Here is a 24983-nt window from a genome sequence, read left to right on the forward strand (position 1 = left end):
TGGGGGGATTCACAAGACTCGATCATCGCCGCTTCCCCGTCCCCAACACGTCGCGAAAAACCTCCCGCGCCTTCTCGCGCGCCTCGACGATCGCGCCCGCCAGCGCGTCGAAATCGGGCAATGCGGCGGCGGCGGCGATGCGGCGTTTGACGCCGCCGGCGGCCAAGGCCGGATCGAACGGCCCATCGACGGCGAGGCGCATGATCTGCGTCGTGTCGGTGAACAGGCGATGCGCATTCGTCAGGGCTTCGGCCTGCGCGGGCGTCAGCAAGCCTGCCGCGCCGGCTTTCACGAGGACGGCGCGCGTCGAGACGTCGCGAATCGCGGGCCGGTCATACGCGCAGGCCAGCACAAGAAATTGCGCGATGAATTCGATGTCGAGCAGTCCGCCCGAAACGAGCTTCAAATCCCAGGGGTCGGCATCGCCCTTCTCCCGCGCGATCAGCGCGCGCATGTCGCGCACGTCCTTGGCGAGAGCGGCGCGGGCGCGCCTCGCGCAGAGTGTCGCGGCGATCGCGCCCTCGATCTCCCCGGCCAATTCCGCGTCCCCAGCGATCACACGGGCGCGCGTCAGCGCCATATGCTCCCACGTCTCCGCCCCGTCGCGCTGATATTGCACGAAGCCGGCGAATTGCGTCGCCACCGGCCCCTTGCGTCCCGAGGGACGTAGGCGCAAATCGACCTCATAAAGCCGCCCGGCCTTGGTCGGGGCCGTCAGCGCGGCGAGCAAGCGCTGCGTCAGGCGCGAATAATATTGCCCCGCGCCGAGCCGGCGCGGCCCGTCCGACTCGCCGTCTTCCGCAAAATCATAGATCAGGATCAGGTCGAGGTCCGAGGCGGCGGTCATCTCGCGCGAGCCGAGCTTGCCCAGCGCGAGCACCGCGACGCGACCGCCCGGCAAATGGCCATATTCAAGTGCGAAAGCGGCCATGACATGGGTGAGAAGCACGCCCGTTATCCCCTGAGCGAGCGCGCTATAGGCGCGCCCCGTCTGATCAGGATCGAGCACGCCGGAAAGCAGCCGGACGCCGATCAGAAACATTTCCTCGGCGGCGAAATCGCGCGCCCGGTCCAGCACGCCCTCGATCGTCGCCGCGCTGGCGACATAGGCGGCGATGCGGCGCGCAACCAAGGATTCATCCAGGCCTTCGGCGATCAGCGTCGCGCGCGCCGGATCGATCGCGCCATCGAGCACATGCGGGCGCGTGGCGATGACATTGGCGAGGCGAGGCGCGCTGCCCAGGATGTCGCCGAACAATTCGCGCAACTCGGCGTTGGAGCGCAGGATCGAGAATAATTCCACCGCCGCCGTCATCCGGCCGAGCGCGGCGTCAAGCGCCGCCAGCGCGGCGTCGGGATCGCCCGATCGCGAAAAGGCGTCGAGCAAGGCGGGCGTCAGCTCGGTCAGCACTTCGCGCGCACGCGCGCCGCGAACGGCGAGCCGGCGCCCGAAATGCCAGCCGCGGATCGTCTCGGCGGCTTGCTCGGGTCTTCGAAAACCAAGGCGCTGCAAAGTCGTCAGCGTCTCGGGATCGTCGACGACGCCGGTGAAGACCAAGCTGCCGGCGCTCACATCGAGGCCCGGCGCATGTTCGAACAGGCGCGCATAATGGGTCTCGACGTCGCGCAAATGCTTGACGACGTCGTCGCTGAAACGACTGAGGCTGTTATAGCCGCAGAATTTGGCGAAACGCGTCAGTTCGAGCGCTTCGAACGGCAGGCGCTGCGTCTGTTCGTCGGCGACCATTTGCAGCCGATGTTCGACGCGCCGAAGGAATTCATAAGCCTCCGACAATTCCTTCACCGCCTCCGCGCTCACCCAACCGTCGGCGTGCAATTCAGCGAGCATGTCGAGCGTGCGAGCGCCGCGCATGCGCTGCCGGCGCCCGCCAAAAATGAGCTGCTGCGTCTGCACGAAGAATTCCACTTCGCGAATGCCGCCGCGCCCGAGCTTGATGTCATGGCCAGGCACGGTCACCTGCTCATGCCCGCGGAAAGCATGGATCTGGCGCTTCATCGCGTGAATGTCGGCGATCGCGGCATAGTCGAAATATTTGCGCCAGATGAACGGCGACAATTCCCGCAGGAAGCGCTCGCCGATCGCCTTGTCGCCCGCGACCGGCCGCGCCTTGATCATCGCCGCGCGCTCCCAGTTCTGGCCGAGCGTCTCATAGTAGGAATAGGCGCTGGGAATCGAGAGCGCGACCGCCGTAGCGGCGGGATCTGGTCGCAGACGCAGGTCGACGCGCAGCACATAACCCTCGCCCGTTCGCTCTTGCAGAAGGCGCGCCAGCGCTTTGGTGACGCGCACGAACAGCGGCCCCGGTTCGACGCCTTCGGGGATGGCGCGCGCCTGCGGATCGAACAGCACGATCAGATCGACGTCGCTCGAATAGTTCAATTCGCGGGCGCCATGCTTGCCCAACGCGAGCACCACGAGCCCCGAGCCGCGCTCGGGATCGGCCTCATCCGCATCGATGGCGAGCCGGGCCGCGGCGGCGTTCTCGCGCAGCAGAAAACGTAACGCACAGGATACGGCGGCATCGGCGAAGCGCGACAGCGCCTCCGTCACCTCCACAAGATCCCACACGCCGCCGATATCGGCGAGCGCGATCAGCAGCGCCGATTCGCGCTTGGCCAGACGCAGCGCGCGCATGAGATCGCCTTCGCTTTCGTCGCGCCGCCCGGCCATATCAGCGACGAGACGATCAAGCGAAAGCTGCGGCGGCGCGCCAAGCAGACGTGCGAGCCGCGCGGGATCTTCCGTGACAAGGCCCCACAGATAGGGCGAGTGATCGGCGAGACCCAAAGCGAGATCGCGCAGCAGCGCCCGGGCGAGAAATTCAGCGAGCGGCGCGGCGCCCGCCTCCCGCATGAGGCTGGCGAGGCGACGCTTGGCCGTCGCAGGACTCGACAGACGCGGCGACGCGCGGATCAGGTCGGCGAGAACGCCGCTCATCGCGGCGGCTCCAGTCTCGCCATCGCAGGTTCGGGAAGAGCGCGGGGACGCACCGGCAAGGCGAGGATGAAGCGCAGACCCGGCGCATTGTCTTCCAGCCGCACGGCGCCGCCATGCATGCGCGCGACCGCCGCCGCCAGCGACAGGCCAAGGCCCGAGCCGGGCCGCGAACGGGCGCCCTCGAGCCGAACGAACCGGCCGAGCACGCGCGTGCGGTCCGCCGCCGCGATTCCCGGTCCATGGTCGGCGACGGCAAGCTCAACCTCAGCGCCGACGCGATGGACGCTGAGAGTCACATCCGTTGGCGAAGCGGGCGCCGCGTCGGGCCTGCTGGGCCCCTCCCCGACCTCAGAAGCGGGGCCCGGAAGAGAAGGCAGGGCGTGCGGCAGCGCCGGCGCACCGTATTTCAAGGCGTTGTCGAGTAGATTGGCAATGGTCTGGCCGATCAGTTCGCGGTTTCCCACGACCGTCAGCCCCGGCTCGACATCGATGCGCAACGCGACGCCCGCTTCCTCGGCGAAAGGCTCGTAAAGCTCTGCAATGCCGCGCGCCGCCTGGCCGATATCGAATTCGCTCATCCCGGCGCGTTCTGTGCCCGCCTCCGCCCGCGCGATCATTAGCAGCGCGTTGAACACTTTGATGAGCCCGTCGGATTCCTCGATCGTCCTCTCGAGTGCGGCGCGATAGTCGGATTTGTCGCCTTCGCGACGAAGCGCCGCTTCGGCGTGGTTGCGCAACCTCGTCAGCGGGGTGCGCAGATCATGGGCGATATTGTCGGAAACTTCGCGCAGGCCCGCCATCAATTCGTCGATGCGGCCGAGCATTTCATTGAGATTGAGCGCAAGCCGGTCGAGTTCATCGCCCGAACCGATGACGGCGAGCCGCTGGCTCATATCGCCCGCCATGATCGCCCGCGCCGATGTGCTCATCGCGTCGATGCGATGCAGCACCCGGCGCGCAACGAACAGGCCGCCGAGGCCGCCGAGCGCCGTCAGAAAGATCAGCGAGGTCGCCAAGGCGCGAACCATGACGGCGCCGATGCGGGCGCGATCGCGCAAGTCATGACCGACCAGCAGCCGGAAGCCGCCAGGCAAAAGAAAGATTTTCGCCAAAGCGCGCCGATCGGCCGTCGGCTGGTCAACCGTTTCATAAGGCGTCTCGACAAATCCCGGCCGGTCCAGCACGCCTTGCGGCAATCGCGCGACATTGCCCGCCAGCGGCTGGCCGGCAAAATTGGTCAAGAGATAGACCGAAGATCCCGGCTCGCGCGAGCGCCCATCGATGATAATGCCGAGTTGCCGGATGCCGCCCTGTGCATATTGCTCGGACAGGCCGGCGGCTTCCGCATCAATCGTGCTCGCCGTCTCCTGGTCGACCAATTCCTGCACCTGCCAGGCGACAACGCTGAGCACCAGTCCGGCGCCGATCGCGCTGAGGACGAGAAAGGCCAGCGACAGCTTGAAAGCGGTCGTGCGGAAAAGCTTACCGAGCGCTGTCACGAATCATATACCGTGACGGCAACCAGGACCGCGGTCAGATCCCCCGCGATCGCGTGTCCAAGGGCCAGAGTCGCAGGCTCACGATTTGACGCCGCCATTCTCCGTTCCTCACCACCCACCGCCGCATCTAGTGACTATCGATCACTATAGCCAGACATGACGCGCTTGCGAGCCCTATCTCCCGAAAAAGCCCCTGATCGGAGATTGGCGTTGAGGTGGTTGGCCCACTGGGCCTTCATTCTGGGGTTGGAGACGAATTGCGACGACCCAAAGCGGCGGCGATAGATCCGCTGCGACAACGCGACGCGCCGCCAGTCTGAACCTCGTTCCGTGCACAACATTATGCGAATCGCAGGTGCGGCCCGAGCGTCTTCGGCCGCCGGGCCATATACCTTCGAATGCGAGCCGCTCACCTATGGATCCGTTAGCTCATCCGCGGAATGCGCAGCACGACGAAACGGAGTGAGGTGGAAGGCCTACCTCGTCTCACGCCGAGAGCGAAAGAAGTCGAGATGCTGTTCGCCCACCGTAAATGCATCCTTGGGCTCGACCGCCTGCGACTGCGAGGTCCCTGCGGCGCCCGCGACGAGTTCCCCCTCGCCTCCATCGCCCAGAACCTGCAGAAACTGGTCAAGCTGATCCCCGTCGAAGCGTCAATCATGGCGGGGTGAGGCGCAGAGAGCTTCATCGACCGCGACAAAGGCCATCAATGCAATACGCCGAACTGACCAATGATAGTGTTTTTCAACACTATTGACCGATTGATGGCACTGCATGCTTTAGGAGAGTCGATTGCGGAATGAGCTCATTGACCGTCTCCTTGACAGTCTCCACGAATTCCCTTGCGACGATCGAGAGCGGTCGATTGGGCGGAAACGCGATCCTTGGGCGCAGTTGAACAGCCGGCTTGATGGGGAATGATCATCAGTGACGGAAACATGTCCGACAGCAACAGAAATGGGTCGATCAGGCTAAGGCCAGCCCCGATCGCAGCAAGCGTACACGCGACGAGCGCTTGATTGGTCGTGATCGAAATATTGATCGGCGCATCCAACTGCCTGAGCCGTTCCCGCAACAGGAAGCCAATGACGGTCGTTTCCGCAAAGGTGATCAGAACCTCGCCGCGCAAGTCTTCCGGCTCGATCGCGACATAGCCAGCGAGACGGTGGTTGCGGGGAACGACGCACCCGATATCGGCCACGCAAAGCTCATGGAAGGCGAGATACCCCTCACCGAGCGCCCGAGCCGTTCGGGGAATGGTCGGCGAATTTTCTGCTCGGCACGGACCAACTAGGCCGCGACATGCTGAGCCGACTTATCTATGGCGCGCGCAATTCGCTGGGGATCGCCCTCGTGACCACCATCGCCGCATTTATCCTCGGCGGGGTGCTCGGAATATTCGCGGCCCTGTCGCGGGGCTGGGTCGATCATCTCCTGTCACGGGCCATCGGCATACTGATGGCTATCCCGCAACTGATCTTCGCCCTCGTCCTCCTGGCGATCTTTGGGGCGTCGATCCCAAATCTCATCATGATCATTACGGTTCTGGACGCGACGCGTGTGTTTCGCCTCTCGCGCGCCGTCGCCATGAACGTGGTCGTCTTGGAATATGTCGAAGCCGCGCAACTGCGCGGCGAACGACAATGGTGGATCCTCTGCCACGAGGTGCTGCCGAATATTCTTCCGACACTGGTCGCCGAATTTGGGCTGAGGTTCTGCTTTGTCTTTCCGATTTCGGCCCTGTCGTTTCTGGGCGTCGGCATCCAGCCGCCGACCGCAGACTGGGGCTCAATGGTCCGGGAAAACGCAACACTGATCACCTATGGAGACATTACCCCCTACTTCCGGCCGCCGCCATCGCAGTTTTGACGATCAGCGTCAATGTGGTGGTCGACTGGTATCTCCATGTCATAAGTGGACTTCGCGATGAGGCGTGAGCAATTGGTCGAAGCGCCCCTGCTCTCGATCCGCAACCTAAACGTGACCGGTGAGGTTGACGGCGTTCACCATCCGATCCTGCGCGATATCAGCCTTGATCTTCATCATGGCGAGGTTCTGGGCCTGATTGGAGAATCCGGCGCCGGCAAGTCGACGATCGGGCTCGCCGCCACTGGAATCTTTCGGCCCGGCTGTCGAATCACAGGCGGCAGCATCGAATTCGACGGCGTCGATCTCGTTCGGTCGCCCGACGCGGTCACCCGCAAACTGAGAGAAACGCGGATCGCCTATGTAGCCCAGAGCGCCGCGGCTTCATTCAACCCTGCCTATCGCCTGCTTGACCAGACCATCGAAACCACAGTGATCAACGCCGTGGCAACACGCGCTGACGCCACCCGGCGTGCAATCGCGCTCTACCGACAGCTTCAGTTGCCGGACCCGGATAACTTCGGAAAGCGCTTTCCTCACCAGGTCTCAGGCGGCCAGTTGCAGCGAGCGATTATGGCGATGGCCATGATGTCAGATCCCGACCTCATCGTTTTTGACGAGCCGACGACTGCCCTCGACGTCACGACGCAGATCGAGGTTCTTGTGGCGATCCGCGACTTGATCGCCGCACGCAATCTCTCGGCGATCTATATCACGCATGATCTGGCGTTGGTTTCCCAAATCGCGAATCGGATCATGGTTCTCAAGAACGGCGAGACGATCGAGGAGGCCCCGACGCGAACGATGCTGGCCGCGCCCCGAGAAGAATACACTAAGTCATTGTGGGCGGTGCGGAATCTGTCGAAAGATCCGGTTTCGGAGTCGGCCATCCTCCTGAGAATCGAGAACGTTTCCGCCGGCTACGCGGAGCAGCAGGTCCTTCAGAACGCCACGATCGACGTCCCCAAGGGACATACGGTCGCCGTCGTCGGTGAGTCCGGCTCTGGCAAATCGACACTGGGCCGGACCATCGCCGGCCTTCTTGCGCCATCCAGCGGAACCATCAAATTTGACGGCGAGACCCTGGCCGACGACTACCGAGCACGAGATCGAAGCCTTCTTCGACGCATCCAGATGATCTATCAGTCCGCCGACACAGCGCTCAACCCTCGCCAAACGGTGAGGAAGATCATCGGGCGGCCGCTCCATATCTATGGCTCATTGAGAGGCGACGCGCTCGAAAGCGAATCGCGGGAACTGCTGCGGCTTGTCGAGTTGCAGGACAGGCATTTCGACCGCTTCCCCAGCGAACTGTCCGGGGGTGAAAAGCAACGCGTCGCGATCGCGCGCGCGATCGCGGCGAAACCGGACCTGATCATCTGCGACGAAGTAACCTCCGCCCTCGATCAAATCGTAAAGCGCGACATTCTCCTGCTCCTGATGCGGCTGCAGCACGAGCTTGGTATCGCCTACATATTCATCACTCATGACATCGCGACGGTCCGCGCAATCGCGAACGAAGTCGTCGTGATGCACCGGGGCGTTGTTGTTGAACAAGGAAACAAGAACTTTATTCTCCAACCACCGCACGCGCCCTACACGGAATTGCTGCTATCGTCCGTTCCGCAGCTGGATGCGGCCTGGTTGACGACCCTGCTAGCCAACCGCAACCCAAACAAATCCCAGCCCTTACAACGAATCTGAAGCTGTTTAGCGCGGTGCAACGATGCCCATGGGCCACGACTAGCTTCTATTCTACATAGGCATTAGATATGTAACATTGACCTAAGTTAGGAAACATCAATTTTTGGTCGAATCAATAGGATACGAAAATAAACTGACCCATGTGGCCACCTCCCGATCGGTGGTCGGAGTTGAAGTTTAATGAAGGGCCTGGGCGCTATGGTTGGGATGGCCGGCGCGGCCGTGATCTACGCGCGAAGGTTCCCGTTCAACGGGCGCAGGTCAGAGCTGGACGCGATCTCCTGCGATGGCCCCGCATTAAGCCATCTATTAAGGCGCAAACCATAGAATCTTCGCTTTCGACTTTCGAGCGCGGCTCGCGAACCCCCAGGACACCGGCATCGAGTTTATCGACGGCGTCTCTGGCGCAAGGCTGAGGAAGACCGAGTGATGAAGACACGAGCCCAGACCGCTGATGAAAGGAAACGAGCGCTGAGCCGCCGCGTTGTGATCGGCTTGAATTGTGTGGGCGCCGTCGTCGTGGGCTTGTTGGCTTGCGATGGGTTCGCACCTTAAGGTGCGGGCACGAGGCTTAGGAAGAGGAATTACGATACCGAAGCGGTTTGATTCAGGCGCTTTCGATCCAGAACTCGCCAAGTTGATGAAAGACGCTTTCGCCAATGTATGGGCCAGAGTTCATGTCGCGCCGGAGGATAGCGCGGCGGTTAGCCATCATCTCGCTGGCGCCATCGTCGAGATGGTCGGCGCGGGAACGAGGGGTAGCGAGCAATTGACGGTAAGGGCGCTTGTGGCGCTCGCGTCAGCGAAAGGCATCGCCGGCGAGTGGATGATCAAGCGCGATCTGGATAAAGCGCGGTAACTCGGGAGCCCCGCCCTCGCCACTCGACCAAGGCCGCCTTCGCATTGATCCCGCCCGACGCCGAATGCTGCTTGCAAGGCTCTATGGGCTAAGGGAGAGGGTGATGGCGGCTCTACGGGATAGTCCAACTCGAAGCCGCAACACACGCAGTCCCGTTGACCTTGTCGACCCGCAATTAGTTTGTCGCGGCTGGAGGCAGAGACAAGCGTGGTCCTGCGGGTTAAGGCGAATCGCGATCCCGTCGCGCGACAGATTACTTCGCGATCTTCGCGATCAATCCATTGACGTCTGCGGTACTCATCTCGCCCGTCGTCGTCACCTTGCCGTCGGCAATCTTCCACAGCCTGAACGGTCCGGTGATGTCGCCGTATTTATCGAACGACACCGGACCGATTACGCCTTCATAGCGAATCGGCTTACCCTCTTTCAGTAGGCTGAGCGCCCTCTCGAAATCCGCCTTTCCGGCGTGAATAACCGTTCCGTTCGGGTCCTCGATCTTAAAGATGGCGTCGCGAATGGTGAGCGGTTCCTGTGTGGGGGCGGCGGCGATGGCAAGGCCAACGATCGCACCCGCGTCATAGGAGCGGTCCGCCGCGGGATTGGCGGGGTCGATGTTGGAGAAGGCCTTGTAGTTGGCGTTGAAATATTCGGTTGAAGCGGTCGGGCTTGTGCCCGAGGACGTGCCGTAGGCCTCGTTGAGATATTTAGCGCCGACGCTCGTGATGAAGTCCGGGCTGTTCATGCCGTCGTTAAGCAGGAATTTCGCGACGCCGCCCTGGCTGATCCACGCGCGCGCGATGGTTGCGCCATCGACCGGCGTGCTGATGAGATAGAGCCCGTCAGGATCACCCGACATCGCAGCGGTCGCCTCGGCCTGGTAACTCGATTGCTTCTCGTTGTAGGGCGTGACAGAGACGATCTCGCCGCCGAGGGCTTTGTAAGCGCGCGCGAATTCCTTGAAGAGATTGGCGCCGAAATCATTGTTGACGTGGATGACGGCGATCCTCTTGAAGCCTTGATCAAGTGCGTATTTCGCCGCCGCGACGCCTTGCAATGCATCGGAGGTAATGGTGCGGAAAAAGATGCCATTGCTCTTGCCGTCGCGCCCAAGAGCCGTCAGCGTCGGCGAGGATGACGCAGGCGAGACTTGCACGACCTTCGCCGGCGCCGTCACCGAGGTCAGGATCGGGATCGACACAGAGGAAATGATGCCGCCGATAATGACGGGGACCTTCTTGACCTGCACGAGTTGCGTCGCGACATCTACCGCGACGTTGCCCGCGCTCTGCGAATCGCGCGTGTCCGTGACGAGCTTGCATCCATGCGCACCACCCGCGTCGTTGAGATCGCGGAAGGCCATTTCGACAGACTTCGCGCCCGCCTGACCATATTCGCCCGCAGGGCCGGTCAGCTCCATAACGACGCCGACCACAATCGAGCAGTCGGCGGCGCGCGCAGGCGCTGCGCCAAGCAGCAAAGCCAAAGCCGCTGTCGTTCCCATCAATTTCACCATCACGCCCTCCGTCTCATGTCTTCGCATTATTGTTGTAATGCATGATTGAGCCATGCCGCCCGGTCAAATCGCGTTCCAGCTCGTAACAATCGCCGAGCGGCCCTGTTGCGCGCGCAGTCACCGGCGATATCTCCGCCTCGTCGGCGTCGCTGAGCGCTATGGCCATGATGCGCGCGTTGTCATCGACATGCGCACGATTGCGCGCGCCGACGATCACCGCGGCCGCGCGCGGTCTGTCGAGGACATAGCGGCTCGCGATCGTGGCGATATCGACGGCGTGCCGATCCGCGACGCGGCGCAGAGCGCGCAGCAGCTCCTGAAATAGGTCCCAGCCACCGAAATCGTCGATAATGAGCTTGTATTTGACGAGCGAACGGTTCTCCAAGGGCGTTACGGGTTCGGGCGCGCCCAACCAGCGATCACTCAGGAAGCCACCCGCCACCGAGCCGTAACAAAGCAACCAGACGCCATACTCTTCGCATAACGCAGCGACGCCGTTCCCCGGCCGCCCATCGAGGACAGAGTATTGCGTTTGCACGCTCAGGATATCGACACCGGACAACAGCACTTCGCGCAGATGCGCTGTGTCGAAATTCGTAAGCCCGACATGTCGGATCTTCCCCGCGCGGCGGAATTCATCCAGCCAACCAATGACATCCATCATTCCCGGCGCCGCGTAGCGCCACCAATGAAACTGCACAAGATCGAGCCGTTCCATTCGCAGCCGTTTGAGGGCGCGATCGACTATGCGCTCGACATAGGCCTTGTCGATGGATTCCAGCGTGGCGAGATCGGGCACGAGCTTGGTGTGAATATGGATAGAACGCGCCGCCTGCGTTCCGCGCGTTGTCGCGACGCGGGCGCGAAAGGCGCCGATCAGTTCCTCGACGCCGGTGTAGATGTCCGCGCAATCGAAGGTGGTCACGCCGGAGTCGAAGGCAGCGACAAGATCGTCGATCGCCGCTTCGCGATCGATCGGGCCATGGCCGCCCGCCAGTTGCCAACCGCCGCGGATCACGCGCGTTATCTCGTAGTCCGGCCGAAGATTGATCTGCGCGATTGCGCTCATGGGACTTCGGCTCCCAGCATTGGCGTCGCCGTTGTCTGCGCATGACTGAAGCGTCTGAGACCCATGCGGGTGATCCGCAACCGGCTTGGACAATTCGGGTCTGGACAAGCGATTTCCGCGTCGCTGGTCATCCAATCGTGCGCATGCGTCGGGCGCTGCTTGGCCGCCAGGAACGGGATGACCGAGGCGATCGAATAGATCGACATGCCTTGACCCGGCGGCAGCGTCAGCATCTCACCGCGCAATTCGAAATAGTCGCCGGGCGCCGCCCCGCAAAAAAGCTTCGTTCCCGCCGGCGCGACGACTTCGACGCGCAGGTCGTAAAGTTCGAAATAGTCATCGATCGGCGCGCTCATCCCGCTGCTCCCGCCTGCGGCGTCTTCACCCCGGCGCCTCGCCGCTTGTCACGCAACAGGTCAAACGCTCGCCCGATGTCCGAGGCCAATGCAGCCCGAGCGGCGGGAATGTCCTTCGCCCGAAGGGCGCCGACGATTTTGGCATGAAAATGCGAGGTCGATATCTCGCTATTGGGATCGAACGCCATCGCAGCAGCCCGGATATAGGGACCGGACTGTAGCCAAAGGCTTTCGATGATCGGGATCATCACGGTCGAGCCCGAGGCCTGATAGATGCGGAAATGGAAGGCCTGATTGAGTTCAAGCTGCAAATCAATCGCCGCAGGCGCCCGCGGCTGCGCGTCGTGCCGACGTACCAGCGATTCGAGTTCGTCAAGATCCGGAGACGACAATCGGGGCGCGGCCATCGCCAGCGTCGCCCCTTCAATGACAATCCGCGCCTGCAATAGATCTTCCAGCCGCGTCGCGTCGACCGGGGGCACGCGTACCGAACGGTTCGGCATCGCCTCCAGGCCCTGCTCGGAAATCAACCGACTCAGCGCTTCGCGCACCGGCATCGTGCTCGTTTCCAGCGTCGTAGCGAGTTCCTGGATCGTGAGCACTTGGCCGGGATCGAACAGACCTTTGATCAGCGCGCGGCGCAATTCGCCATAAACGCGATCGTTGACAGTCTCTCGAGGCACGGGCGTGAGCCTCGCCGAGGTCGCGCTGTTCAACCGAGAGGGTTGCCGACCCGATCGCCTCACGCCTGTCCCTCCGTCCGCGAGCATTTTCCCTCTTCCGCCGCGCCACGCGACCTGTTATTTGATCATAACAAGTGTGATCACAAAATGTAAGCTGAAAAATTGAGCGAGTCGCCAAAAGCGGAAGAGGCCATGCCGATCCTGGTGGCGGAGAACCTCGTCAAGCGCTTCGGCGGCTTCGCGGCGGTCGACGGCGTCTCGCTGAGCGTGCGCCCCGGCGAAATCGCGGGACTGATCGGCCCTAACGGCGCCGGCAAGACGACGATGTTTGACCTGCTCGCGGGCAGCCTAACTGCGAATTCTGGACGCATCCTCATCAAAGGCCGAGAGGTACAGGCCGCCCCCGCGTATCATCGCATCGCCACGGGGCTGGGGCGTACATTTCAGATCCCCCGGCCCTTCCCTGAGATGACCCTCGTTGAAAACGTCATGCTGGGACGTCAGCGACAGATCGGCGAGCGCATCCTCCCTAACTGGCTCGCCCCGCGCCGCGTGGCGCGCGAAGAGCGCGAGACGCGGGACAAAGCAATGGCTCTGCTTGATTTTATGGCGCTCTCGCGCCTCGCTCGTGAACCCGCGCGCACCCTATCGGGCGGGCAGCGCAAACTGCTGGAACTCGCCCGGGTGCTTATCGCCGAGCCCTCGATCATCCTTCTCGATGAACCAGCGGCGGGCGTGAATCCGAGCCTACTCGAGACGATCATCGCACGCATTCTCGACATCAACCGACGAGGCGTGACGTTCCTCGTTATCGAGCACAATATGGACATGGTCGTCCGACTCTGTGGGCGCGTGATGGTGATGGCGAGCGGCAAGCGGCTCACAGAAGGCGCGCCGGCCGAGGTCTCGCGCAATCCGGCCGTCATTGAGGCGTATCTAGGCGGGAGCGCCGCGTGAGCGCGGCTCTGGCTGTCACGGACCTCGTCGCGGGCTACGACCCCGGCGTGCCTATCGTCAATGGGGCATCCCTGACGGTCGCAGCTGGCGAAATCGTTGCGGTGCTTGGCCCCAACGGCGCGGGCAAATCCACGCTGATCAAAGCTATTGCGGGCGTGACGCCGGTACAATCGGGCAGCGTTTTTCTCGGCGAGGAAGATATCACCCGCCTTCCCGCCCATCGCATGGTTCGCCACGGCCTCGCGTTCGTGCCGCAGACCGAAAACATCTTCACGGGGCTCTCGGTCGAGGACAATCTGCTGCTGGCGGCTGGCATATTGAAGCCTACGGAGCGCGCTGGGCGCATCGCCGAGATCTACCGATTCTTTCCCGATCTGGCGCGCCAGCGGCGCCTTGCGGCAGGGCGTCTTTCTGGCGGTCAGCGTCAGATGGCGGCGATCGCTCGCGCGCTGATCGTCGCGCCGCGCGTGCTGATGCTCGACGAACCCTCCGCCGGGCTTTCGCCCAAACTCGTCGAAGGCGTATTCGCACGACTCGCCGAAATCCGCGCGCACGGCGTCGCGATCGTGCTCGTAGAGCAGAACGCCCGCGCCGCGCTTGCCATCGCCGATCGCGGCTTGATCCTCGTCGAAGGCCGCGAGCGCCACGAAGGACGGGCGTCGGAGCTGTGGGGCGATCCTCGCGTGGCCGAACTCTATCTCGGAGGCGTTAGGGCGTGAACCTGCAATTCCTTGCCGACGGGATTCTCACGGGCGCGATGATCGGCCTGGGCGCGATCGGCGTGACGCTTACCTATTCAATCCTGCGATTCGCCAATTTCGCACATGGCGAATTCATCGCCTGGGGCGCCTATCTCGCGCTCGGCGTTGCGAGCGCTTCAGGGTGGCTCGTTGCCGGCGCGGCGATTCCAATTGGACCGCTCTCGTTTGGTTGGGGGCTTGTCCTGGCGTTGCTCATCGCGATGCCGCTCACCGGGCTGCTCGCGCTCGCGTTGGATTGGGCTTTATTCGCGCGGCTGCGCGACAAGGCGAGCAGCATCACCGTCGTGATGGCGAGCTTTGGCGCCTCGATGGCGCTGCGAAACCTGCTCGAATTCCTGTTCACCTCGCGCCCCGCATATTTCAGCCGGGAATTGCAGATCGCGATCCGCTTGGGTTGGGGCGTACGGGTGACGGCGGATCAACTGGCGCTCGTCGCCCTGACGGCGATCCTGGTCATCTCTCTGAATCTGGTGCTTTCGCGCACGCAGATCGGGCGCTCGATGCGCGCGGTGAGCGAGAATCGTGCGCTCGCCCGCGTTGCGGGCGTGGATGTAGATCATGTCGTGCGCGTGACCTGGCTGATCGGCGGCGCGCTCGCCTGCGCGTCCGGTGTGATGATTGGCCTCGTCGTCCAAATCCGGCCGTTCATGGGTTTCGACATGCTGCTGCCTTTGTTCGCGGCGGCGATCCTGGGCGGCATCGGCAGCATTCCCGGCGCACTGATGGGTGGCCTTGTCGTCGGCATCGCCGAGGCGCTGTCGGCCGCGACGGTCGGGGCGGAATGGCGCGCGGCGGCGGCGTTCGTGCTGCTGATCGGCATATTGTTGATCCGCCCAGCCGGCCTGTTTGGGGCGCGCGAATGATCGGCTTTGCGAGCTATGCCTTCTTCTTTCTGACGACTGCGCTTTCCTACGCGATCATCTGCCTCGGTCTGAACCTCCAATGGGGGCAGACGGGGCTGTTCAACGTCGGCGTCGCGGGCTTCGTCGGCATCGGCGCGTACGCATCAGCGTTGTTGACGACCCCCGCGACGGACGCGCACCTCATGGGATGGGGATTGCCGATCGCTGCCGGCTGGCTCGGTGCGATGCTCGTATCGGGGACCGCCTCGGCCTTGATCGGCTTCGCGACCCTACGGCTGCGATCCGACTATCTGGCGATCACAACCTTCGGCGTTGCGGTGACGATCCATCTCATCGCTCTCAACGCCCAGAGGCTGACCGGCGGTCCCTATGGCATCGCCTTTATTCCGAGGCCCTTCAATGAAGTCGCGGATCGACCGCTGCTGTTCAACGGCCTCAATCTCGCGTTAGTCGCGGCTTTGACGTTCGTGCTCTACATCGCCAGCGAACGGCTCGTGCGGTCTCCCTGGGGGCGTGTGCTGCGTGCGATTCGCGAGGACGAACGCGCAGCCGCCTCGCTTGGCAAGAGTCCGAGCCTCTATCGCCTGCAAGCCTTCGCGCTGGGCGGCGCGGTCATGGGGCTCGGGGGCGCCCTGCAAGCGCATTTCATCGGTTTCATCGCGCCCGACAATTACCTCTCGAGCCTGACGTTTCTGGTCTGGACGATGCTGATCATCGGCGGCTCCGGCAACAATCGTGGCGCCATCCTCGGCGGCGTCCTTGTCTGGGCGCTGTGGAGCGCGTCGGGCGTCGCGATAGGCGCGATTGTTCCCGCCGAGCAACAGGCCCGTGCGGCGGCCTTGAAGATCGTTGCAGTCGGAGTCTTCCTGGCGCTGGCGTTGCTGTTGCGCCCGCGTGGGTTGATTGGAGAGCGGACGGTGGTTTCGCGGCATTTGGATGAATGAGAAACATTGGCGATCCCACTTCGCGACGCTCGACTTTTCTCATCCATCATGCTCTGCGCAGTACCTTTCTTCGCGCGGCGGCCCGCAGGCGAGAAAGACGCGGGCCAGGTTAGACGATTTGAACAAGGCGAACATGCGATGACCCACCCTTTGCGCTCCCTGCTCGCTCCCGATTTCGAAATCAGCAGCATCGTCACCGGACTCTGGCAGGTCGCAGACCAGGAGCGCGCAAACGGTCCGCTCGATCCAGAGTCGGCGTCTTCCACTCTGCTGGACTATGCGCGCGCGGGTTTCGACAGCTTCGACATGGCTGATCACTACGGCAGCGCGGAGATCATCGCCGGACGGTTCCTGCAACGCGTCGCCTCGGGCGAGCCGGCCGGCGGCGCGCGTCCCGCAGTGTTCACCAAATGGTGCCCCGTCCCGGGATCCATGACGCGCGAGATCGTCCGCGAGGGCGTTGACCGCGCGAGGAAAAGACTGGGCGTCGAGACGATCGACCTGATGCAATTTCATTGGTGGAGCTTCGATCACCCGGGCTATCTCGACGCGATGAAAGAACTCGAGGCGCTTCGGCGGGAAGGCCTCATCCGCCATATCGGCGTCACCAATTTCGACACTGCGCATTTGCGCGTGTTGGTGAAGCATGGGATTCCGGTGGTCTCCAACCAGATTTCGTTTTCGCTGCTCGATCGTCGCGCCGCCGGCGAGATGAGTGCGTTCTGTTTGGAGCATGGCGTTCGCCTGCTCGCCTACGGAACTCTCGCGGGTGGGCTCATCTCCGAGCGTTGGCTCGGCCAGCCCGAACCGGCTCCAAGCGCCATCGCCGATTGGAGTAAGTCAAAATACAAGCGCTTCGTCGATGCGATCGGTGGTTGGTCCGCGCTTCAGGGTATCCTCGAAGCGCTAGCGAAAATCGCTTTCAAGAACGACGTTTCGCTCGCCAATATCGCCACGCGCTGGACTCTTGATCACCCTGCCGTCGCCGCGGTCGTTGTCGGGGCGCGGCTGGGCGAGCGCGATCACAGCGCGGACAATGCGAGGGCTTTCGCGTTCACCCTGGATGCGCGAGACAAGGACGCGATCGCAGCCGCATTGGCCACGACGAGGCCACTTCACGGCGATTGCGGCGACGAATACCGCCGTCCGCCCTTTCTCACGGCTTCGGGCGATCTCAGCCATCATCTCGAAACTTTGCCGAAGGTGTACAAAGCCGAACGCGTCGAGGGGCGCGCGGACCGATGGCGCGTCGACTCGGGCAGCGTTTGGGAGCCCATTGCTGGCTACAGCCGGGCCGTGCGGGTCGGCGAGCGGATATTGGTGAGCGGCACCACGGCGACGAATGGATCGGGAGAAGTTGTTTGTCCCGGCGACGCCGCCGGACAGACCGTGTTCATTCTCGACAAGATCGCCGCCAGCCTGGCGGCATTGGGCGGTAAGTTGGAGGACGTGATTCGCACGCGCGTCTACCTCAAGGATGCCGATCAGTGGGAGCCTGTCTCGCGCGCCCACGGTCGATATTTTGGTCATATTCGCCCGGCCAATACATTGCTCGAAATTTCCCGGCTCGTCGGTGACTACGAAGTCGAGATAGAGGCGGAAGCCGTTGTCGCGCCGGGACGCCCCATCGAGAACGACCCGCTTTGATGAGCTTGTTTTTCCAGGCCGAATTGCCGTTAGAGTTCGGTCGGAGGTCCTGCGGCTGCGTTATCGCGAATCGGCCTCCAACTGTGACCCCAAGCGCTTCTGAGGAATCCGAACGAATTCTTTTCGGTCAAAGCGCCGAGATTGTTCGGCCGCAGGTTTCATAGCGGACCGATCGAAAATATCGCAGCCCGCCGACAGCGCTGCGATCGTTTCGCATCGCGGGAATTCATCCCGAGCATAGCCGGCCTATGTCCCTAATCCGCCGCCGCCAAACGCTCGGCGATCACTCGGTCGGTGATCGCAAGAAGAAGCTGCTTTGACATTTCGGGATCGAGTCCGCTCTCGGCGCAATGGCGAAGGAACCGATCGCGCTGGCTTTGAACCCTGGAGGGATCGACGGGCGGTTGCGCCGCGCTTTTCTTGATGACGCCGATCCGCCTCGAATGCTCGAAACGCCGCCTCAAAAGCTCAATGAGTTGATCGTCGATCTGATCAATCGCCTGCTGCAGCGCCAGAACTTCGTTCACTATCATAGTGCTTCCTCGCGTCCGATCGCACTTTGCTGGCGCTGATAGGTTCGGGATCACCCGACGCCGATGATGTTCCAGCCGCGTCCGTTGTCGGCGAAGGCTTCGCTGCCATCCGCTGTCACTGCGAGCGTATCCTCCATCTTGATGAAACCTCGCGTCGGGTGGCGGATCGATGTTTCCACGGACAGCAGCATCCCGACTTCCAGGGGCCGCTCCGCGTCGTCGGCGGGATAGGGCAACGGGCGGCCGCTTGCAAGACGCGGGGCCTCGTGCAGCACAAGTCCCATGCCGTGGACAGTGAAATCCATTGCCGAACGATGCGGCGAGGATTCGACCGCGGCGTCGCCGGCGGCGATGAGGCTGCCGCCCGCGACCCCGGCGCGTATTGCGTGGCGTGCGGCCTGTTGGATGATGTCGACCTCCTCCAGCAGATCGATGAGCTCCGCGTCGGGTTCGCCGGCGACGCCCATGCGGCAAAGATCGCCGGCATAGCCTTTAAAAGTGCCGCCGGCGTCAAGCGAGACGATCTCTCCCTCTTTCAATATCTGGTCGGATGGGACCCTGTTGAAGCTCGACCCGATAGCTATCTGACAGAAGGCGAAGTCCACGCCGCGAGCGAATTGCTCTGCGCGGACCTGCTCGACGAACTGATGCCCGTTCATGCCGGGACGCGCGGATGCGAAGGCCGCCAGAACTCCGCCTTCGACGCCCTCGGCGACCTTTTTCAGCAGAGCCAGTTCCTCTGGCGTCTTCATCGCGCGCAGCAGTTCGAGGACTCGCAGCGCGTCGACGATTTCAGCGCTCGGAAAAGCCGACGTCAGCGCGTCCTTCGAATCCGCGGGCATGAAGCCTGCCTCGACGCCAATACGGTGAGCCGGCAAACCTGACGTTTTGATATGGTCGATCGCGGTCGCCATCGCATCGGTGGAACCCCAAGATCCAGCGACGCAATGCGGTGTCCAGAAGGCGCCGATGCTCCAGGCGTGTTTTTCCATCACGGAACCGACGTAGAGCGCCGCGTCAGGTCGTCCTTTGAAATAGACGACGATCGGCAAATAACGGCTTACCCCAATCGCCGTGATCGTCTCGAAGAAAAAGAAACGATAGCCGCCCAGCAGATATTGAACGTTGTGCGGGGATGTGGCGAGGATCACATCGATCCCCCTGTCGTCCATCAGCGCGTCAAGACGCGCGGCGTCAAACGGGACGAGCATGCCGGTCTTCTCGGGATGATCAATCACGGGATGTGCCTCCTTTATTGAGGTTGATCGAGAAGAAAGCGCTTCAGTATTTCAGCAACTCGGTCGGGCGCCTGGATGACGCCGACATGGCCGACGCCGTCGAGCAGAGCGAATTGCGTCCGCGGGACGCCTTCGGCGAGCGCGGCGGTTGCGTCGTGAGGTATGACGCGATCCTCGCTGCCTGATAGCAGCAGCACCGGACGCGGGAACGTCGAGATATCGGCGCTCATTGTTTGTGAAGCCAAGGCGGCCCGGCGCCCGCGCTTCTGAGGACTACGGCTATTGGAACGGAACATGCCGACGATCGACGGGTTGTCGCGGACGAAGTCCGGCGTAAAGAACAATTCGGCAATGTTCTGCGCGTTCGCGTCGAGATCGCCGCGCAACTGCACGAGGCGCGCGACGCCCTCGGGGTTAACCTCCTGCACACTCAGTCCCGCGCGCCACGTATTGCCCAACACCAGCCGGTCGACGCGGTCAGGAAAGCGCGCGGCGAAGAATTGCGCGACAAGGCCGCCAAAAGAGCTGCCGTAGATATGCGCCCGGGAAACTCCGAGCGCTGCGACAAGCGCGGCCGCATCATCGGCGAGATCCGCGAGCGTGCAGGGTTCTTCGGGATTTATCGTCGCGCCGCAGTCGCGCTGATCGTACGCGACGATCGTGAAATCGCCCTCGAGACGTTCGGACAACGCGTCGAACATCGAGTGATCGGCCTCTTGCCCGTGCATGAGGACCAGCGGCGGCCCTTTGCCACGTCGCGTAAACGCGATCGTGACGCCATTGACTTCAATCGTGTCCACCATCGACGCCTCAATTAAGCAAGGTTGATAGGGCGCCGGCGAGTTCCTTGGCGGGATCCGACGGCATCCACGGCATGCGCCAGGCGACATGGCCGTCCGGGCGCACCAACGCGACGCCGCGTTGCCCCATGCGAACGCCATCGCGATGGTCGGCGCGCGGCAGGGCGCGCAGTCCGAGCGGGACGCCTGTTTTCGCCGAGACGTCGCGCCCCGCCTCCAGCCATCCGGAACCGAGGGGGCCGGCGACGACGACAAATTCGGTGTCGAACCAATCGAGAGTCGTGCGCTTGCGGCTCGGATCCAGCCACAGATGCGGAAAGCGCGATCCGGCGCGATCGTTGGGGGTGTAGACGCGGGGGTTGTAGGGGGGCGGAACGGTCCCGTCGCGGATCACGGCGCCCTCCTCGTAGATGACGCCCAGACTCTGGCCCATGCTGTGGGTGTGATTGTCCATATCGTCGGTCCAGAACTGGATGCGATCTTGGTTGTTCGATCGCACCGCCTCTTCGAGCGCGTTGAAACGTTCGAGATTGCCGAGACTGAAATTGGCGTTGGATTGGGCGACGGGCTTGCGCTCCGCTGTGTAGGTGTCGAGAAGCCGGTCTGTCGCGAAACCCTTCACCACGAAAGCGAGCTTCCACGCGAGATTGTGCGCGTCCTGGATGCCCGAATTCATGCCATATCCGCCATTGGGAGGAAAGCGGTGCGCCGCGTCGCCGGCGATGAAGATGCGCCCTTTACGAAAAGTCGCCGCGACCTGCTTGCTCACGCGCCAGATCGAACGATTGATCATCTCGACGCCGAGATTGGGGAGTCCCACATAGCGGCGCGTCATCGCTACGAACTCGGCCTCCGTCCACGGCCGCTCGCGCTCGTCTTTGACGTCGCCGATCTTCATGACCGACAACCAACGGTCGCGGCCGTTCGTGTTGAGGATGGTGAGCCGCGGCTCATTCCTGTCCTCGGGAAACAGCAGCCAACCCGCGCAATCGCTGGAATGGCGGATGCTGGAGAGATCGCCCTTCCAATAGTCGTTTGACATCACCGCGAGCGTCGGAGGGCCGCCCATCTCGATGCCCGAGGCGCGCCGCACGCCGCTTCCCGCGCCATCGGCGGCGACGACGTAGGTCGAGCGCCACAAAGTCTCTTCACCGGATTCCACCGACCGGGTTCGGACGGCGACGCCGGCGCCATCTTCCTCAACGGAGACGACCTCCGTGCTAAAGCGAACGCGGACATGGCGAGCGTTCTTCAGTTTCTTGAAAAGCTCCTCTTCAACCGCGTCTTGCGCGACGATGCTCTTCCAGGACGGCGTCTGATCGAGGTTGGGCTCGGGTCGCGAGCGGCCGTATTCCGTTCCCGCAATGCTCGAGGCGACCGAGAAGACATCGGCGTCGCTCGGCAGGCCGCGGTCGCGGATTGCGTCCTCGACCCCCCATTGACGGAACAGCTCCATCGTGCGCGCCATGCAACCGCGCGCCTTGGGGTGCTCTGTCGTCGCGGGGCTGCGTTCGGCGACGACACAATCGACGCCGAAGCGATCGAGCAGCAGCGCCGTCGAGAGGCCGACCGGGCCGCCGCCGACGATCATCACAGACGTGCGTTCGTTGTTTTTCATGAGACCTGTTCCGTTGATGAGCGCAGCTCTAAAGCTTGAAAGTCTTGGCCTGCTGGATGATCGCGGCCTTGTCGAAGGCGTTGACCTCCTCGATGAGATCGTTGGTGAAGAGCTTATGCGGATCGCCAATCTTGGCCGCGAATTGCGGATCGCCCACGGTCTCCGCGGTCATCGCGATCAGCGCATTCCACGCCTCGACATCGGTCGCGCCCATGCGCGGGTCGGGATTGTCGGGGCTCGGCATCCAGTGATCGATCCGCTTGCTCAGCAAAAACAGCATGTCTGCCTTCGCCTCGGCTTCCGATTTCGATTTTGGCTTGCTTTCGGGATATTGCTCCCAGTGCATGGAAATGCAGGGTTCTGGGTTTGTGTGCGCGAAGATCGTCGACTTTGCCATCGCGCGCAGAAAGCCGACCATCTGGCGGCGATGCTCGGCTAGGAAGCTCTTGTTGAAGCCGAGAAATCCGGAGGGCGTCGCCGCGAATTTTGGCGTCAGCGGGAGATAGCGTAGCTTAAAGCCGGCGATTTCGACTCGCGCCGCCGAAGTATCGTAGGTCACGATCACGTCGACGCCATCCTTGTAGAGCGCCGCGCCCGCGCCTCCTCCCTCGCCGATCGCGATGTAATCCGCGCCGCCGTCGTCGAGACCCAATTCGCTCCACATGGTCTTGGCGACGTATCTGCCGATGTCGCCCTGATTGCGCACGCCGATCCGTTTACCGCGTAGATCGGCGATCGATTGATAGGGCGCATCGGGCTTCACCGCGACGACCGCGACATTTCGCGGTAGCCAGCAATAGGTCGAGATCACCGGGAATGAGGGGTCTTTGGCGACGACGGGGAGGTAAATGCCGGAGGCCAGCGTCGCCACCGTCGTCTCGCCGGTCGCGACCGATTGCATGCCTTGCGAGGGGTTAGCGACGCCGACAAATTCAATGTCGACGCCCTCGGCCTGATAATAGCCGAGGCGAGGATGGCGCCCGGCCGTCGCGAAGATTTGCTGCGGGTCGTTGACGCCTGCGGCGTTGCCGATGCGAAACATCATCGGAGCGTCCGCGCGCGCGCGCCGCGGCGCGGCGGCCGACATCGTCAGTGCGAGCGCCGACAGGCCGAATTCTCTGCGATTGATCATATCACCCTCCTTCAGCGCTCGAACAGATGGGCGTTCACAGGTTGATGCTCCGGCGCGCTTGATCCTTCGGCAGCCAGTAGAGGACCCGCGCCTCGACGACCCGTATGACGGCGCTCAACCCGACGCCGATCAGCGACAGGATGATGAACACCGCGAAGCTGCCGCCGACATCCATCGCGCTGTCCAATTGCAAGATCAGCACGCCCAGTCCGGACTGCGCGCCGATGAATTCGCCGACGATGGCCCCGACCACGGCGAAAGCGGCGGCCATTTCCAGGCCGGCGAAAATGAAGGGCAGCGCGGTCCAGAATTTGACCTTCGTGAAAATGTGCCAGCGGCTCGCCGAAAGCGATCGCAGCAGGTCGATCCGCTCCGGCTCGACCGCCTTGAAGCCGGCGAGGCAGGTGATCAACACGGGAAAGAAGGTGAGCAGCGCGATAATGGCCACTTTCGAGGCCAGACCAAAGCCCAACCAAAGCACGATGATCGGTGCGACGGCGACCTTGGGCAGGCTTTGAAACGCGACGACATAGGGCCGCAGCACCGCCTCCAGCTTGTCCGTTTGCGAGATCGCGACGCCGAGCGCCAGGCCGAGCCCGCAGCCGACGAAGTAGCCGAGCACCGTCTCCGAAATAGTCACGAAGCTATGGAGCCAGAACCCGTCGCGCGCCAACGGACTGACCGCAAATCCATTCCAGAGCGCCACGACGATGTCGCTCACCGAAGGAATGAGCCAACTCGGCACGTGGAAGAGACGAACGCTCCCCTCCCAAACCGCGATCAGGAGGACGAGCAGGATCAGAGAATAGACTTTCGCCGGAATCGATCGCCGGCGCCTGCGTTTCGTCGCTATCGCCTGACCCGTGCGCGGGGCGGAAGCGTCGAGCGTCGCTATCTCGGCCATATTTCGCTCCGTGGAATCGTCGGGGTCAGTCAAACGATCCCGCATGGTTGAAGAACGCCCGGATTTCTTGCGCCCTCTCGCCAAATTCTGGCGTCGCCGTCAGCGCCATCGTGCGGGGTCTGGGTAGATCGATGGGCACGACGCGCCGCAGCGCTCCCGGCCTGGCCGTCATCACGAGAACGACGTCGCCGAGAAAGACCGCCTCGGGAATCGAATGCGTGATGAGGACGATGGTCTTGCGACTCTCGGTCCAGATGCGTTGCAGTTCGAGGTTCATCTGTTCGCGCGTCATCGCGTCGAGCGCCCCGAAGGGCTCATCCATGAGCAGGATTCTCGGATCGTGCAGCAACGCGCGCGCGATCGACGCGCGCTGTTGCATGCCGCCGGACAATTGGCTCGGCAGCCGGTTCTCGAAACCCTCCAGGCGAACCATCGCCAACAGTGCCCGGGCGCGAACGCGCGCGGCGTTCATGTCGAGGCCGAGCACCTCGGCGGGCAACAGGACGTTGTCGAGGATCGTGCGCCACGGCAGCAGAACGGGGTTCTGGAACACGACGCCGATGTCTCGGCGAGTCCCCTGCACTGGCGCGCCGTCGAGGGTGACCGACCCGTCGGAATAATCGAGCAGGCCGGCGAGGATTCGCAGCAGCGTGCTCTTGCCGCATCCGCTCGGCCCGACAATCGACACGAAATCGCCCTCCTGGATCGAGCAACTGACGTCGTCCAATGCGAGGAGTTCGTTAGGGGTTCCGTCGCCGAAGACTTTGCGCAGATGGTCGATGCGGATCAGATCGCGTGGGCTGGGAGAGGGTCCAGGCTGACGACTGTCGTCGCCGTCGGGCGGGCGGCTCGGCATCCTGTCGGAGTATGGAACAGAGGGGGTCAATATCATCCCGCCGCACGCCATTTAATTCGTGATCACAAGTTTTGCTCAGCACCGCAATTCTGTCAACAGAATTCTTGAAGAGACCTCATTTTAGAGTATTGTCGTGATGAATTGCCACGAATTTGTACACCGGCGAGCGGCTTATAGATATTTGTGATCAAAGATATCGCTCTGGCGCGCCTAGCCCAAATC

Annotated in this window: 22 protein-coding genes and 1 pseudogene; 9 read left to right on the forward strand and 14 right to left on the reverse strand. The window is 62.7% G+C overall.

Going from position 1 to position 24983, the window contains the following annotated elements; genetic code table 11:
* Positions 1-22: 22 nt before the first annotated feature.
* Both GSQ90_RS29955 and GSQ90_RS29960 read right to left on the reverse strand, forming a co-directional pair.
* Entirely contained in the window at positions 23-2959 is a 2937-nt protein-coding gene (locus tag GSQ90_RS29955) for a bifunctional [glutamine synthetase] adenylyltransferase/[glutamine synthetase]-adenylyl-L-tyrosine phosphorylase (RefSeq protein ID WP_158818639.1), read from the reverse strand.
* The gene (locus GSQ90_RS29960) at positions 2956-4458 is read right to left on the reverse strand and encodes a HAMP domain-containing sensor histidine kinase (RefSeq protein ID WP_158818640.1); all 1503 of its coding nucleotides are present in this window, start codon (positions 4456-4458) and stop codon (positions 2956-2958) included. The genes GSQ90_RS29955 and GSQ90_RS29960 overlap by 4 nt, the downstream gene beginning before the upstream one ends.
* 486 nt (positions 4459-4944) lie before the next feature.
* On the opposite strand from GSQ90_RS29960, the pseudogene GSQ90_RS29965 reads away from it, so the two are divergent.
* Positions 4945-5129: pseudogene (locus GSQ90_RS29965) on the forward strand (IS5/IS1182 family transposase); the annotation flags it as partial.
* Positions 5130-5263: 134 nt separating this feature from the next.
* On the opposite strand, the gene GSQ90_RS29970 reads toward GSQ90_RS29965, so the two are convergent.
* Positions 5264-5659, reverse strand: coding sequence for a LysR substrate-binding domain-containing protein (locus GSQ90_RS29970; RefSeq protein ID WP_158818641.1), 396 nt, complete (start codon positions 5657-5659; stop codon positions 5264-5266).
* Between the two features lie 152 nt (positions 5660-5811).
* Between GSQ90_RS29970 and GSQ90_RS29975 the strand changes: the two genes are divergently transcribed.
* From GSQ90_RS29975 to GSQ90_RS29985, 3 genes are all read left to right on the forward strand, one after another.
* Positions 5812-6327, forward strand: coding sequence for an ABC transporter permease (locus tag GSQ90_RS29975; RefSeq protein ID WP_371418505.1), 516 nt, complete (start codon positions 5812-5814; stop codon positions 6325-6327).
* Between the two features lie 57 nt (positions 6328-6384).
* Positions 6385-8028, forward strand: a complete 1644-nt coding sequence (locus GSQ90_RS29980; RefSeq protein ID WP_158818642.1) for an ABC transporter ATP-binding protein — start codon at positions 6385-6387, stop codon at positions 8026-8028.
* Positions 8029-8668: 640 nt separating this feature from the next.
* Entirely contained in the window at positions 8669-8887 is a 219-nt protein-coding gene (locus tag GSQ90_RS29985) for a hypothetical protein (protein ID WP_158818643.1), read from the forward strand.
* 253 nt (positions 8888-9140) lie between these two features.
* Here the strand turns inward: GSQ90_RS29985 and GSQ90_RS29990 are convergent, their stop codons facing one another.
* From GSQ90_RS29990 to GSQ90_RS30005, 4 genes are read right to left on the reverse strand one after another with little or no spacing between them, the layout of a single operon-like run.
* Positions 9141-10400 carry an ABC transporter substrate-binding protein gene (locus tag GSQ90_RS29990; protein WP_158818644.1) on the reverse strand — a complete coding sequence of 420 codons (1260 nt, stop codon included), beginning with the start codon at positions 10398-10400 and terminating at the stop codon, positions 9141-9143.
* A 13-nt stretch (positions 10401-10413) separates the two neighbouring features.
* Entirely contained in the window at positions 10414-11469 is a 1056-nt protein-coding gene (locus GSQ90_RS29995; RefSeq protein ID WP_158818645.1) for an aldo/keto reductase, read from the reverse strand.
* Positions 11466-11825 (reverse strand): TIGR04076 family protein, encoded by a 360-nt coding sequence (locus GSQ90_RS30000; RefSeq protein WP_158818646.1) that lies wholly within the window; start codon positions 11823-11825, stop codon positions 11466-11468. Before GSQ90_RS30000 ends, GSQ90_RS29995 begins: the two co-directional genes overlap by 4 nt.
* On the reverse strand, positions 11822-12508 hold the full coding sequence (locus GSQ90_RS30005) for a GntR family transcriptional regulator (RefSeq protein WP_246731840.1): 687 nt from the start codon (positions 12506-12508) through the stop codon (positions 11822-11824). Before GSQ90_RS30005 ends, GSQ90_RS30000 begins: the two co-directional genes overlap by 4 nt.
* 192 nt (positions 12509-12700) lie before the next feature.
* Between GSQ90_RS30005 and GSQ90_RS30010 the strand changes: the two genes are divergently transcribed.
* From GSQ90_RS30010 to GSQ90_RS30030, 5 genes are all read left to right on the forward strand, one after another.
* On the forward strand, positions 12701-13465 hold the full coding sequence (locus GSQ90_RS30010) for an ABC transporter ATP-binding protein (protein ID WP_158818648.1): 765 nt from the start codon (positions 12701-12703) through the stop codon (positions 13463-13465).
* Positions 13462-14184 (forward strand): ABC transporter ATP-binding protein, encoded by a 723-nt coding sequence (locus GSQ90_RS30015; protein ID WP_158818649.1) that lies wholly within the window; start codon positions 13462-13464, stop codon positions 14182-14184. The genes GSQ90_RS30010 and GSQ90_RS30015 overlap by 4 nt, the downstream gene beginning before the upstream one ends.
* Entirely contained in the window at positions 14181-15089 is a 909-nt protein-coding gene (locus tag GSQ90_RS30020; RefSeq protein ID WP_158818650.1) for a branched-chain amino acid ABC transporter permease, read from the forward strand. The genes GSQ90_RS30015 and GSQ90_RS30020 overlap by 4 nt, the downstream gene beginning before the upstream one ends.
* Complete coding sequence (locus GSQ90_RS30025) at positions 15086-16033, forward strand: branched-chain amino acid ABC transporter permease (RefSeq protein ID WP_158818651.1); 948 nt, start codon at positions 15086-15088, stop codon at positions 16031-16033. Before GSQ90_RS30020 ends, GSQ90_RS30025 begins: the two co-directional genes overlap by 4 nt.
* A gap of 138 nt (positions 16034-16171) precedes the next feature.
* Positions 16172-17680, forward strand: a complete 1509-nt coding sequence (locus tag GSQ90_RS30030) for an aldo/keto reductase (RefSeq protein ID WP_158818652.1) — start codon at positions 16172-16174, stop codon at positions 17678-17680.
* A gap of 254 nt (positions 17681-17934) precedes the next feature.
* Here GSQ90_RS30030 and GSQ90_RS30035 read toward each other — a convergent pair whose 3' ends face one another.
* The 7 genes from GSQ90_RS30035 to GSQ90_RS30065 are packed head-to-tail and all read right to left on the reverse strand — an operon-like array spanning position 17935 to position 24797.
* On the reverse strand, positions 17935-18213 hold the full coding sequence (locus GSQ90_RS30035; protein ID WP_158818653.1) for a chorismate mutase: 279 nt from the start codon (positions 18211-18213) through the stop codon (positions 17935-17937).
* A 50-nt stretch (positions 18214-18263) separates the two neighbouring features.
* On the reverse strand, positions 18264-19451 hold the full coding sequence (locus GSQ90_RS30040) for a Xaa-Pro peptidase family protein (RefSeq protein ID WP_174247548.1): 1188 nt from the start codon (positions 19449-19451) through the stop codon (positions 18264-18266).
* A gap of 14 nt (positions 19452-19465) precedes the next feature.
* Complete coding sequence (locus tag GSQ90_RS30045; RefSeq protein WP_158818654.1) at positions 19466-20254, reverse strand: alpha/beta fold hydrolase; 789 nt, start codon at positions 20252-20254, stop codon at positions 19466-19468.
* A 7-nt stretch (positions 20255-20261) separates the two neighbouring features.
* Positions 20262-21869, reverse strand: coding sequence for an FAD-dependent monooxygenase (locus tag GSQ90_RS30050; RefSeq protein ID WP_158818655.1), 1608 nt, complete (start codon positions 21867-21869; stop codon positions 20262-20264).
* Between the two features lie 28 nt (positions 21870-21897).
* Positions 21898-23001: an ABC transporter substrate-binding protein gene (locus GSQ90_RS30055; protein ID WP_158818656.1), complete on the reverse strand. Its 1104-nt coding sequence runs from the start codon at positions 22999-23001 to the stop codon at positions 21898-21900.
* A gap of 34 nt (positions 23002-23035) precedes the next feature.
* Entirely contained in the window at positions 23036-23905 is an 870-nt protein-coding gene (locus GSQ90_RS30060; protein ID WP_158818657.1) for an ABC transporter permease, read from the reverse strand.
* Positions 23906-23930: 25 nt separating this feature from the next.
* Positions 23931-24797 (reverse strand): ABC transporter ATP-binding protein, encoded by an 867-nt coding sequence (locus GSQ90_RS30065; protein ID WP_246731841.1) that lies wholly within the window; start codon positions 24795-24797, stop codon positions 23931-23933.
* Positions 24798-24983 lie beyond the last annotated feature (186 nt).

This window comes from Methylocapsa sp. S129 (assembly GCF_009765995.1).
GTDB lineage: Bacteria > Pseudomonadota > Alphaproteobacteria > Rhizobiales > Beijerinckiaceae > Roseiarcus.

What these genes read in the sequence shown, in the direction of transcription:
- GSQ90_RS29955 (WP_158818639.1), bottom strand. Translation starts at nt 2,959, where the DNA reads ATGAGCGGCGTTCTCGCCGACCTGATCCGCGCGTCGCCGCGTCTGTCG.
- GSQ90_RS29980 (WP_158818642.1), top strand. Translation starts at nt 6,385, where the DNA reads ATGAGGCGTGAGCAATTGGTCGAAGCGCCCCTGCTCTCGATCCGCAAC.
- GSQ90_RS29985 (WP_158818643.1), top strand. Translation starts at nt 8,669, where the DNA reads ATGAAAGACGCTTTCGCCAATGTATGGGCCAGAGTTCATGTCGCGCCG.
- GSQ90_RS29990 (WP_158818644.1), bottom strand. Translation starts at nt 10,400, where the DNA reads ATGGTGAAATTGATGGGAACGACAGCGGCTTTGGCTTTGCTGCTTGGC.
- GSQ90_RS29995 (WP_158818645.1), bottom strand. Translation starts at nt 11,469, where the DNA reads ATGAGCGCAATCGCGCAGATCAATCTTCGGCCGGACTACGAGATAACG.
- GSQ90_RS30000 (WP_158818646.1), bottom strand. Translation starts at nt 11,825, where the DNA reads ATGAGCGCGCCGATCGATGACTATTTCGAACTTTACGACCTGCGCGTC.
- GSQ90_RS30010 (WP_158818648.1), top strand. Translation starts at nt 12,701, where the DNA reads ATGCCGATCCTGGTGGCGGAGAACCTCGTCAAGCGCTTCGGCGGCTTC.
- GSQ90_RS30025 (WP_158818651.1), top strand. Translation starts at nt 15,086, where the DNA reads ATGATCGGCTTTGCGAGCTATGCCTTCTTCTTTCTGACGACTGCGCTT.
- GSQ90_RS30030 (WP_158818652.1), top strand. Translation starts at nt 16,172, where the DNA reads ATGACCCACCCTTTGCGCTCCCTGCTCGCTCCCGATTTCGAAATCAGC.
- GSQ90_RS30035 (WP_158818653.1), bottom strand. Translation starts at nt 18,213, where the DNA reads ATGATAGTGAACGAAGTTCTGGCGCTGCAGCAGGCGATTGATCAGATC.
- GSQ90_RS30045 (WP_158818654.1), bottom strand. Translation starts at nt 20,254, where the DNA reads ATGGTGGACACGATTGAAGTCAATGGCGTCACGATCGCGTTTACGCGA.
- GSQ90_RS30050 (WP_158818655.1), bottom strand. Translation starts at nt 21,869, where the DNA reads ATGAAAAACAACGAACGCACGTCTGTGATGATCGTCGGCGGCGGCCCG.
- GSQ90_RS30055 (WP_158818656.1), bottom strand. Translation starts at nt 23,001, where the DNA reads ATGATCAATCGCAGAGAATTCGGCCTGTCGGCGCTCGCACTGACGATG.
- GSQ90_RS30060 (WP_158818657.1), bottom strand. Translation starts at nt 23,905, where the DNA reads ATGGCCGAGATAGCGACGCTCGACGCTTCCGCCCCGCGCACGGGTCAG.
- GSQ90_RS30065 (WP_246731841.1), bottom strand. Translation starts at nt 24,797, where the DNA reads ATGATATTGACCCCCTCTGTTCCATACTCCGACAGGATGCCGAGCCGC.